This is a genomic window from Paenibacillus albidus, from assembly GCF_014644435.1.
In the GTDB taxonomy this organism is placed as follows: domain Bacteria; phylum Bacillota; class Bacilli; order Paenibacillales; family Paenibacillaceae; genus Paenibacillus_AQ; species Paenibacillus_AQ albidus.
On sequence record NZ_BMKR01000010.1, the window covers coordinates 219,717 to 229,714 of the forward strand.

Below are 9,998 nucleotides of genomic sequence, written 5' to 3' on the forward strand. Positions count from 1 at the left end.
CCGGGAACGGTCTTCTTTGCCGTGCTTGCATAATAAATGGCGCTGTACCTAAATCCCGGCCAGCACCTGGTACCAAATTCCCCGCTTGGAATAAAGAGTGCTGCGCACCTCGTCCCAGCCGCCCAGGTAGTGGATATCGAAGAGATCCGCAGGCTTCGGGTAGCGGCTTGCGTGCGCGGCGTACACTTGCTCATCTACCGGCCGGAAGCCATGTTTCGCAAATACCTCCTGTGCCTGCGGTGTCAGCAGAAAATCCACCAGCGCCTCAGCAGCTTCCCGAGTTCCGCGTTCATCGGCATATTTGTCCACCACAGCCGCCGGATTCTCAATCAGGATCGTATCCCGGGGGATAATGATCTCATAGGGAACCCCTTTGGCGATCCGGGCCAGCAGCTCGTTCTCATAGGTGACGATCACATCACCCACACCATACTCGAAGGCGGCCATCGAGGCCCGGCCACTTTTGTCCAGGGACTCTACGTTCTGGTGTACACTCTCCAAAAAAGCTTTGGCAGCCGCGGGATTCTTGACCCCTTCCTGCTTCTCTGACAGCTTCAGGCCCGCCCCATAGATGGCGTTGATGTCCCACTGCGCCCCGCCTGAGGTCTTCGGATTGGGGTACAGCACCTTCACCCCCGGCTTCGCCAGATCGGCAAAGCTGGTTATGCCTTTGGGATTGCCCTCACGGGTTCCGAGCGCTACCACCGAACGGGTCACCATCCCGTTCTCGCCGCGCTCCTTCCAGGCCGGGTCCACTAGCCCGGCTTTGACCAGCTTCTCCACGTCCCCCTCCATAGCCAGCAGCGTTACGTCCGCTTCAAACCCGCCGGTTATGGCCCGGGCCTGGGTGCCGGAAGCCTCGTAGGATTGCTGAAAAGCGATCGCCTGTCCGGTCTCCGCTTTCCACTTTGCCGCGAACAGCGGCAGGATCTCGCCCATGGCATCCTTCACTACGCTGTACGCCCCAATCACGAGCGTTAGATCCCCTTGTTGTGCAGAATCAGCTTCCGCTGCCGCAGAATTCCCGCTTTTTCCGCAGCCGGTAACCGCCAACGCCAGTATAACCAGCAACAAGGCGGCCAACCCTCTATGCAGTTGTCTGCTTTTTTTGCGAAGCTTCATTGCGGCCCACATCCTTTGAAGTATGGCGTTCTGATATAAATTGAACAAAAGAAATGCCCAACCCGCATAAGCGTAACTGCGGTGAATGTTTGGACTTCCAGCCGCTGCCCGTCTGCAGATTTCTTTATTAATACCGCTCTACACGGTTGAAATCTGCAGACAGCTTATGCTTACGATGCGAGCTTTTCTCCGAAAAGCTTTCGGGCGGTCGCTTCCGCTCTTCCAGTTCCAAACTTCCCCTTCGTTCCTTTTGCTATTGGTAGAATCTTTAGTTCAATCTATATAGATTATGACTTAAATAAATACCGGCATCGGGTCTTCTTTCAGTCCGTTTTCCTGAATCCAGCTATGATCGTCGTTGAACAGGTAGGCACGGTGTACCAGCACGGAGATGTCCTGGCCGGGCTGCAGGGTATCTTTTTCGAGGGAGCGGTAAGTCACGAGCTTGTGTCCCTTCACTTCCACCTCGACCAGCCATTCACTGCCGCGGAAATGCAGATGTTTCACGATGCCCTGCTCAGTGGCCGAAGCCATCTTGAACTCATGCAGGCTGCCAATCTCGATATATTCGGGGCGGATCAGCGCTTTGGTCGGCTTGCCGCCGCCAATACCTGTGAACCCCTTCAGTTCGGCGGCATTCTCGATCAGTGTAGATTCCCCGATAAAGGTGGCCACAAACGGTGTCTTCGGCTCCTTATAGATATCCCACGGCGTCCCCTTCTGTTCCAGGCGCCCTTGATTAATGATCATAATCTCATCCGCTACCTCAATCGCCTCATCCTGGTCATGGGTCACAAAGATGGAGGTAATCCCGACACGTTCGATCAGTTCCTTAAGCCATGAACGCAGCTCCTGGCGGATCTTGGCATCGATGGCTGCAAACGGTTCGTCCAGCAGCAGCAGCTGTGGTTCCGGAGCAAGGGCTCTGGCAAATGCCACCCGCTGGCGTTGTCCGCCGGACAGCTGATGCGGATAACGCTTCTCGAAGCCTTTCAGCCCGGTCAGCTCCACAAGCTCCATCACACGGTCACGGATGGCTGTTTTACTGGCCTTTTTCACTTTAAGCCCAAAAGCAATATTCTCAAAAACAGTCATATGTTTAAACAAGGCATAGTTCTGGAAGACAAAGCCGATGCCGCGTTCCTGTGGAGGAAGATTATTGACGGCTCTGCCATGAAAAATAATCTCTCCGGCATCCGGCGTCTCCAGCCCTGCCAGCATGCGCAGAATCGAGGTTTTGCCGCCCCCGCTTGGGCCCAGCAGTCCGATCAGATGACCTTTGGTAATGCTGAAGTTCACATCCTTTACCGCATGAAAATCTCCAAAATGCTTATTGAGTCCCCGGACTTCCACATGCATATCAGTGCACTTCCTTTCTTCTCTTGGTCCATTCCATAAGCAGCAGCAGTCCCACAGAGAATGCAGCCAATACCAGAGCCACACCGCCCGCAGCGGTCACATTGAAATTCTCTACATCCTGATATACCAGCGTAGTTGCTGTCTGTGTTTTGTTCATAATGTTGCCGGAGACGACAAGTACAGCGCCGAATTCACCCAGCGACCGGGCCACAGTCAAAATAACGCCATAGATAACGGCCCAGCGGATCGAAGGCCAGGTCACCTTCCAAAATGTCGTCCATCCGTAAGCGCCCAGCGTCGAAGCCGCTTCCTCCTGCTGTGAGCCGATTTCCTGCAATACCGGCATCACCTCGCGCACCATGAGCGGAAACGTTACGAACAAAGTGGCAATGGCCATACCGGGAAAAGCATAAACAATTTTGATGCCCATGTTCTCAAATAGAGCACCCAGCGCACTGTCAGGACCAAGCAGCAGTACAATCATCAGTCCTCCAATGACAGGCGATACCGCGTAGGGCAGATCAACGATGCTGTTGAGCAAGCCCTTGAGACGGGGATGTATCCAGTTCGCCCGCACGAGATAAAGAGCCAGCATAATGCCAAATAACGTATTGAATACTGTGACCACAATGACAACAAAACCCGTCATCATCAGCGCATGCAGAGCCTCAGGCCGGGCCAAAGCATCCCAGAACCCGCCGAAGCCCTGACTGAAGGCACTCATCGTCATCTTCCCCAGCGGCGCTGCTATCAGCAGGAAAAAGATCAGATAGGTCAGCCCGATCCATAAGTTTCTCATGATCTTCTCCCCCTCATCTGCAGCATGTTGATCAGCCATAGAATCAGAAAGGACAAGGTCAGCAGAATAATGGATACCGCAGCAGCCCCTACGGGGTTGTCACTTTCGACTTCACCGAAAATAAAAACGGAAGATACCAGTGTACGGCCCGGAATATTGCCAGCCACCAGGACAACGGCACCAAACTCCGCCAGTGCCCGCGAGAAGGCCAGCATCCCTCCGCCAATCATACCCGGAGCCATCGAAGGGAAAATAACCCGCCAGAAGACCCGGCTGCCTTTCGCTCCCATCGTATAAGCGGCTTCCTCTTCAGACGGATCAAGCTCCTCCAGCAGGGGCTGCACCGCCCGAATGACGAAGGGAAAGGTTACAAAGATCATGGCAATCACAATGGCAGGCTGGTGAAAAACAATCTCGAAACCAAGAGCTTCCGCCATTCCGCCAATCAGACTGCCTGGACCCAGCAGCAGCAAAATCATGAGCCCCCCTACCGCGGTAGGCAGCGCAAACGGCAAATCCACCAGACTGTTCAGCAGCGCTTTACCCGGGAATTTATAGCGGATCAGAACCCAGGCAATCATCGTACCCGCTGCAACATTAAAAAGTGTGGCGATGATAGCGAGCTTCAGTGTCAGGAACACCGATTTCCAGGCGATCGGGTCGCTTAAGCTTTCGGCAAAGGTGCCAAAACCAAGCGAAAATGAATTGTAATAGACTCCAAGAATCGGCAGTACGATCAGCACTACAAAATAAAGCAGGATCGTCGTCCGGAATCCCCAGGTCCATCCCTTGTGTCTAAGCAGCGAATTCAACGTATGTCCCCCCACCTCCGGATACCCGGTCGGTATACTTGGCTTCTTTCACGTCCATTATTCCTATTAATATACTTGGTTTTAAATGATTATCCCTACTTTACCAAAAACGTGTTGCTATCGTCAATTACTTTCGGGCGGTTTCTGGGTAAAATATTATAGAAAGCTGTATTACGCTGAATCATGAATCCAAATCAATCGAAAAGGGGAATACGAATGCTGCATACGATAGAGCTCTCCACGAGCAAACGGGATGAAATGCGGGACATTACCCGTGAAGTTAAAGCCTATGTCAAAAAAAGCGGGATTCAACACGGGATTGCTCTAGTGTATTGTCCGCATACCACAGCAGGTATTGCCATTAATGAAAATGCCGATCCCGATGTGAAGCGTGATGTGCTGATGCGGCTGGATGAGGTCTATCCCTGGGAACACCCCAACTACCGGCATGCCGAAGGAAACACGGCCTCTCATTTGAAATCCATGACTGTTGGGGCCTCCCAAAGCGTGATTATTCATGAAGCCGAATTGCTGCTGGGACGCTGGCAGGGGATCTATTTCTGTGAATTCGACGGCCCCAGACGCCGCCAATGTTATGTGAAAATTGTAGAGGATTAGAACACAAAGAAGGCCGCTCCCGATACAACACGAAGCGGCCTTCTATAAATTATATAGCTTCTAAAACACTTTCACCGAGCAAAGAAGCAAAGTTATACCAATGCAAAGCTCTAAAGCGTAAAGCCCCCAAAAAAAGTAGATTTACAAGCTGCGGCACAATACCTTAATGTGGGCGACTGCAGCTGCTTTAACATCTTCAAAAAGCACTTTGTCCTGAATGTAATAAGAAATAAATCCGTGTGCGGATAAGAATAACGTCAGCGGCACACTTTGCCAATCCTCCGATACATATCCTTCTTCCTTCATATGACGGCGCACAATGCTGGCGAACAACTCAAAACATCGACCTTGTTCGGCCCTGCAGTAAGCCAATAATTCTTCATCACGAATCATGAACATAATTTCATACTGATGCGGATGATTCAGTCCAAAGCGGATAAATTCCATAATCAGCTGCTCAACACGCGTCATGCCCTCTTCGGGCGGTTTATTCATCGCCTCATTGAGCAGGGCTGCCACATAGTTGAAATCCTCAACCACAATGGCATAGAACAACTCCGCTTTTTCTTTAAAATGATAATAGAGGGAGCCGTGGCTGTAGCCCAAATGCTGTCCGATGCTGCGCATGGAAATGGCCCGGTAGCCTTTGGTGATAAACAGATGCCTTGCCGCTTCCAATATTCTCTCCCTCGACAACTCCTGCTCCACTGCTCTTCTTGCCATTTTCTTTATTCCCCTTCGCTGTAGTAAATCCGCCGCCCTTCTGTTACCAAGGCTTGCCCTTGGGTTAAATCTGTTATCCATGCCATAAAAGCATCACCCTCGTCATTGCGGGGTAGGCAAAGCAGCGTTACTTTGTCTGTAAACAAGGTCTCGCCGGTCTGGATGCCTCGCCCCCGAAGCTCGTTCTCAACCTTGCCCAGCCAGGTATAATCGAGTTCCACGAATACCTCCCGGCGCAGTACACGGGTGATCACTTCTCCGGCTTCCAGCGCCAGCACCGCACCATCCGTGTAAGCACGGATAAGTCCTCCAGCCCCCAGCATAATGCCTCCGAAATAACGGGTGACAACAATTGCGACATTTTTAACACCCTGGTTGCGAATTACTTCCAAAATCGGTTTACCGGCCGTTCCACTCGGTTCCCCGTCATCCGACTGTCTCTGAATTTCATCTCTCTCCCCGAGCGTATATGCAGAGCAGTTATGTGTGGCGTTCCAATGTTTCTTCTTGATGTCCTCGATAAATTGCACCGCTTCTTCTTCGTTCTCCACCGGCATTACATGGCCGATGAATCGGGATTTACGGATTACGATTTCCCGGGAGCCGGGAGAACGCACCGTCCGGTATTGTTCCAGCATCATGGTTCCAGTCCTTATTTACGTATGGTTACTTGATATATAGAGAAGCAGTCCGCGGTAATGGCTCACCTATGGACTGCTCCCTTGTATATTGCTCTAGTATGAATGGTCTGCGTGAATATGCTGCAATATTATTCGGTGAGTCTGGCTTCCAGCTCTGCTTTTTCTTTCTCGTAGCCCGGTTTGCCCAGCAGCGCGAACATATTCTTCTTGTATGCTTCTACGCCCGGTTGATCGAACGGGTTAACGCCCAGCAGGTATCCGCTGATACCGCAGGCTTTTTCAAAGAAGTAAACCAGGTAACCGAATGTATATGGCGTTTGATCAGGGATGGTGACAATAAGGTTCGGTACTTGTCCGTCCGTATGTGCCAGCATCGTACCCTGGAAGGCCTTCTTGTTCACGAAGTCCATGGTCTTTCCAGTCAGGAAGTTCAATCCGTCCAGATCATCAGGATCATTCTCGATCGTTACATGATGTTCAACCTGTTCCACCTGGATAACCGTTTCAAAGATGTTGCGGTTGCCTTCCTGGATGAATTGGCCCATGGAGTGCAGGTCTGTCGAGAAATCAACGGAAGAAGGATAGATCCCTTTGAAGTCCTTGCCTTCGCTTTCGCCGTACAGTTGTTTCCACCATTCGGATACAAAATGCAGGGAAGGTTCATAATTCACAAGAATCTCCGTTGTTTTGCCTTTACGGTACAAGGCGTTGCGGACAGCGGCATATTGATAACTCTGGTTCGTAGCTACATCCGGGTTATTGAACTCATCAGCGGCTGCGGCTGCACCCTGCATCATTTCTTCAATGTTGATGCCTGCTACAGCAATCGGCAGGAGACCTACAGGTGTAAGTACGGAATAACGTCCGCCTACATCATCCGGAATGATAAAGGACTCATAACCTTCTTCGGTAGCCAGCTTCTTAAGTGCGCCTTTTTCCTTGTCGGTAGTCGCATAAATCCGTTTCCGGGCTTCTTCCTTGCCGTATTTCTTCTCCAGCGCTGCGCGGAAAATGCGGAAGGCGATAGCCGGCTCAGTAGTTGTACCGGACTTGGAGATTACATTTACGGAGAAGTCTTTGCCTTCTACAAGGTCCAGCAAGTGGGTGATGTAAGTCGAGCTGATGTTGTTGCCGGCAAAATAAACTTCAGGAGTCTTACGTTTGTCTTTGGAAAGGTTATTATAAAAGGAGTGCGAAAGCGCCTCAATCGCAGCGCGAGCGCCCAGATAGGAACCGCCGATACCAATGACAATCAGCACGTCGGAATCACTTTGGATCTTCTTGGCAGCTTCCTGGATACGGGCGAATTCTTCCTTGTCATACGCTGTTGGCAGATCGATCCAGCCAAGGTAGTCGGAGCCGGCACCGCTCTTGTTATGTAGCTGTTCATGGGCCAGCTTCACCGGAGCTGCAAAATAGTCGATTTCTTGCTGGCTGAAGAAAGACAGGGCTTTGCTGTAGTCAAAATTAATCTTCTTAGACATGGGTAATGGTAACCTCCTGTTTATCTCTTTATATTTAACACCGTTTGTTACAACTTTATAATTAGGATACTTTAATTTGCCTGGGCTGGCAAGGTCTTAGGGCACATCCCGGGCTTTTGGCTTATGTTGGGATGAATCCATGGAAGCGTTTGCCCCTGCCTGGCCTCTCCCCATGCTGTGGTGCATGCCGGAGGGCCGTGATAGAATGAGAAAAAGCGTTACTGCCTGCAAGAAGAAACAGCTGGGCCAACCTTACAGAAGTGATCACAACCTAATTAAAGTTATCCTAAAGCAAAGGTGGACATGCAATGACAACAATTGGTTTTATCGGACTCGGAACAATGGGAGCGCCCATGGCTTCCAATCTGCTGCGAGGCGGTTTTCAGGTGACCGTATACAACCGGACGGCCTCCAAATGCGAACCGCTGCAGGAGGAAGGCGCACAGGCCGCCTCTACTCCCCGTGCGGCAGCAGAAGGCAAGGATGTTATTATTACCATGATCAGCAACGACGATTCCATCCGCGAAGTGTATTGCGGCAAAGATGGGATTCTGGATACAGTGCAGACCGGCACTGTTGTAATCGACTGCAGTACCATCTCCCCGGGGCTTGTTCATGAGGTAGCCGCAGCTGTGCAGGAGCGGGGTGGCCATTTCCTGGATGCGCCGGTGACCGGCAGCAAACCGGGCGCGGTCGGAGGAACCCTCGTATTTATGGTGGGCGGCAGTGCAGCAGTAATTGAGAAGTGCCGTGAAATCTTTGATACTCTTGGCAAAAAGCTGCTCCATATGGGCGACAACGGCAGCGGCGCGGTGGCGAAGCTGGCCCACAATGCCATGGTTGGCATTCATAACGTGGCACTGGCGGAAGGCTTTGCCCTTGCTGTGAAATCGGGCGTACCGGCGGACAAGTTCCTCGAACTTGTAGAGTCCGGTTCTGCGGGCAGCAAGCAGGCCGAGCTCAAAGGCCGCAAAATCATCGAAAATGACTTCAGCAACCAGTTCTCGCTGGCTTTGATGCTCAAGGACCTGAAGCTCGCCTCGTCCCTCAGCGACACTACAGGCGTCCCTTCCCCTATGCTGGGCCTGGCCAAAAACATGTTCCAGGCAGGATACACCCAAGGCTACGGTGAAGAAGACCTGTCCGCTGTCGTCAAATGTTATGAGGAATGGATCGGCCGGAAGATCGGCGGTCAAACCTCAGAAGCATAGGTCTCGCTGTGAACTATTAGCTACCGTCCCTGTACTCTCCCAAAGAGCTGCAGGGACATTTTTATATGCTGGATTTTGCCGAAGCCCGGCAGCGGGTTCTGGATCCCCCCTCCTGGGCACTCAGAAACTATCACCTTTATAAGAAGATGGGATTTGTGCAAACAGGACAGAGTGACCCGGACCCGAGCGGACAGGTGTTATATTGGTACAAACGGACGATCGCCGATGTCTAACTTAACCTAGTCTGTTCAACCATTCCCTGACCAGACTGTTAAAGAGCTCCGCCTGCTCCAGCTGGAGATTATGTCCGGCCCGGTCCACTGCAGCAAAGGTGGCATGACGGTAGGTATCCATCAGCCTCCAGGCGTCCTTATAGCCTACCACCGAATCCTGGCGGCCTGTTAGAATCAGGCTTGGTTTATCAAAAGGGGGGATATCATCTACATCAAAAGTGAAAGGATATCCCCCGTTTGCTCTAAGATTCTGCATAAACGCCTCATCCGCAAGGTTAAGCCCGCTCATAATCTCTTCTTGGAAGCGGGTCCACACTTGTCTGTTCTGCACAACACAATTGGCAGTGAATTCCTCCCTCTCTCCGGCAGACAGCTCTTCCAGCAACTTGGGATCACTGAACGCAACCTCATACGAAGGCAGGTCCCTCTTGTCAGAATCGGCAATGATACACGGACAAAGCAGGAAGACGCCTTCAATTAAAGGCCCATATTCCTTCACCAGTCCTCTTGCCAGATATCCGCCGTAAGACTCTCCTGCAACCGCAAAATGTTCCCCGGGAATTAAGGCTTCAACCATTAGACTGACTGCCTTCAGCATATCGTCTGAAGAGGTTATCCAGTCCGCTGCAGGGGATTGGCCCATACCCGGAAGATCCACATAAATTCTTCTGATGCCATCATCCGGAGTAAATACGGGCTCCATGCAAGCCGTCATCATCCGGTGGTCCGGCCCGTTGCCATGTATAATCAGCATCGGCATTCCAGCGCCGGCTTCTTCATAATTAAAGGTTATGTATTCATTGGAGTATAACAAACTATCCCTCCTTCTTAGTCATGGTAACACTCACATTCTTATTAGGAACATATGTTCTTGTGTCTATAATAGCAAAAAAATTCGTGTAACACAAACAAAAAAGCCCTGCGCTATTGCGCAGACAGATTGTCGAGAAACCCAGGTCATTTCTTTGACTCTGGGTTTCTTTTTACGTTCAGGCA

10 protein-coding genes are annotated in these 9,998 nt (G+C 51.3%); 2 read left to right on the top strand and 8 right to left on the bottom strand.

The features are described from left to right. Positions 1-48: 48 nt before the first annotated feature. The 4 genes from IEY53_RS14460 to cysT form a co-directional block, all read right to left on the bottom strand. Positions 49-1,122, bottom strand: a complete 1,074-nt coding sequence (locus IEY53_RS14460; RefSeq protein ID WP_189026005.1) for a sulfate ABC transporter substrate-binding protein — start codon at positions 1,120-1,122, stop codon at positions 49-51. A 294-nt stretch (positions 1,123-1,416) separates the two neighbouring features. After that, positions 1,417-2,481, bottom strand: coding sequence for a sulfate/molybdate ABC transporter ATP-binding protein (locus IEY53_RS14465; protein WP_189026006.1), 1,065 nt, complete (start codon positions 2,479-2,481; stop codon positions 1,417-1,419). A gap of 1 nt (position 2,482) precedes the next feature. Continuing rightward, the gene (locus tag IEY53_RS14470) at positions 2,483-3,280 is read right to left on the bottom strand and encodes a sulfate ABC transporter permease (RefSeq protein WP_189026008.1); all 798 of its coding nucleotides are present in this window, start codon (positions 3,278-3,280) and stop codon (positions 2,483-2,485) included. Continuing rightward, entirely contained in the window at positions 3,277-4,092 is an 816-nt protein-coding gene (cysT, locus tag IEY53_RS14475) for a sulfate ABC transporter permease subunit CysT (protein WP_189026010.1), read from the bottom strand. The genes IEY53_RS14470 and cysT overlap by 4 nt, the downstream gene beginning before the upstream one ends. Positions 4,093-4,308: 216 nt before the next feature. Here cysT and IEY53_RS14480 point away from each other — a divergent pair, with 216 nt between their 5' ends. Further along, positions 4,309-4,710 carry a secondary thiamine-phosphate synthase enzyme YjbQ gene (locus tag IEY53_RS14480; protein ID WP_189026012.1) on the top strand — a complete coding sequence of 134 codons (402 nt, stop codon included), beginning with the start codon at positions 4,309-4,311 and terminating at the stop codon, positions 4,708-4,710. A 141-nt stretch (positions 4,711-4,851) separates the two neighbouring features. Here the strand turns inward: IEY53_RS14480 and IEY53_RS14485 are convergent, their stop codons facing one another. The 3 genes from IEY53_RS14485 to IEY53_RS14495 all read right to left on the bottom strand — a co-directional run bounded on the left by IEY53_RS14485 (position 4,852) and on the right by IEY53_RS14495 (position 7,558). Continuing rightward, positions 4,852-5,433 carry a TetR/AcrR family transcriptional regulator gene (locus tag IEY53_RS14485; RefSeq protein ID WP_189026014.1) on the bottom strand — a complete coding sequence of 194 codons (582 nt, stop codon included), beginning with the start codon at positions 5,431-5,433 and terminating at the stop codon, positions 4,852-4,854. Positions 5,434-5,438: 5 nt separating this feature from the next. Next, the gene (locus IEY53_RS14490) at positions 5,439-6,071 is read right to left on the bottom strand and encodes a YigZ family protein (RefSeq protein WP_189026047.1); all 633 of its coding nucleotides are present in this window, start codon (positions 6,069-6,071) and stop codon (positions 5,439-5,441) included. 131 nt (positions 6,072-6,202) lie between these two features. Next, the gene (locus IEY53_RS14495; protein ID WP_189026016.1) at positions 6,203-7,558 is read right to left on the bottom strand and encodes a glucose-6-phosphate isomerase; all 1,356 of its coding nucleotides are present in this window, start codon (positions 7,556-7,558) and stop codon (positions 6,203-6,205) included. Between the two features lie 308 nt (positions 7,559-7,866). Here IEY53_RS14495 and IEY53_RS14500 point away from each other — a divergent pair, with 308 nt between their 5' ends. Then, on the top strand, positions 7,867-8,769 hold the full coding sequence (locus IEY53_RS14500; RefSeq protein ID WP_189026018.1) for an NAD(P)-dependent oxidoreductase: 903 nt from the start codon (positions 7,867-7,869) through the stop codon (positions 8,767-8,769). A gap of 234 nt (positions 8,770-9,003) precedes the next feature. On the opposite strand, the gene IEY53_RS14505 is transcribed toward IEY53_RS14500, so the two are convergent. Then, on the bottom strand, positions 9,004-9,816 hold the full coding sequence (locus IEY53_RS14505) for an alpha/beta fold hydrolase (RefSeq protein WP_229696153.1): 813 nt from the start codon (positions 9,814-9,816) through the stop codon (positions 9,004-9,006). Positions 9,817-9,998: the final 182 nt, after the last annotated feature.

Coding starts and splice junctions, on each gene's coding strand:
- IEY53_RS14460 (WP_189026005.1), bottom strand. CDS start 1,122: ATGAAGCTTCGCAAAAAAAGCAGACAACTGCATAGAGGGTTGGCCGCC.
- IEY53_RS14465 (WP_189026006.1), bottom strand. CDS start 2,481: ATGCATGTGGAAGTCCGGGGACTCAATAAGCATTTTGGAGATTTTCAT.
- IEY53_RS14470 (WP_189026008.1), bottom strand. CDS start 3,280: ATGAGAAACTTATGGATCGGGCTGACCTATCTGATCTTTTTCCTGCTG.
- IEY53_RS14480 (WP_189026012.1), top strand. CDS start 4,309: ATGCTGCATACGATAGAGCTCTCCACGAGCAAACGGGATGAAATGCGG.
- IEY53_RS14485 (WP_189026014.1), bottom strand. CDS start 5,433: ATGGCAAGAAGAGCAGTGGAGCAGGAGTTGTCGAGGGAGAGAATATTG.
- IEY53_RS14490 (WP_189026047.1), bottom strand. CDS start 6,071: ATGCTGGAACAATACCGGACGGTGCGTTCTCCCGGCTCCCGGGAAATC.
- IEY53_RS14495 (WP_189026016.1), bottom strand. CDS start 7,558: ATGTCTAAGAAGATTAATTTTGACTACAGCAAAGCCCTGTCTTTCTTC.
- IEY53_RS14500 (WP_189026018.1), top strand. CDS start 7,867: ATGACAACAATTGGTTTTATCGGACTCGGAACAATGGGAGCGCCCATG.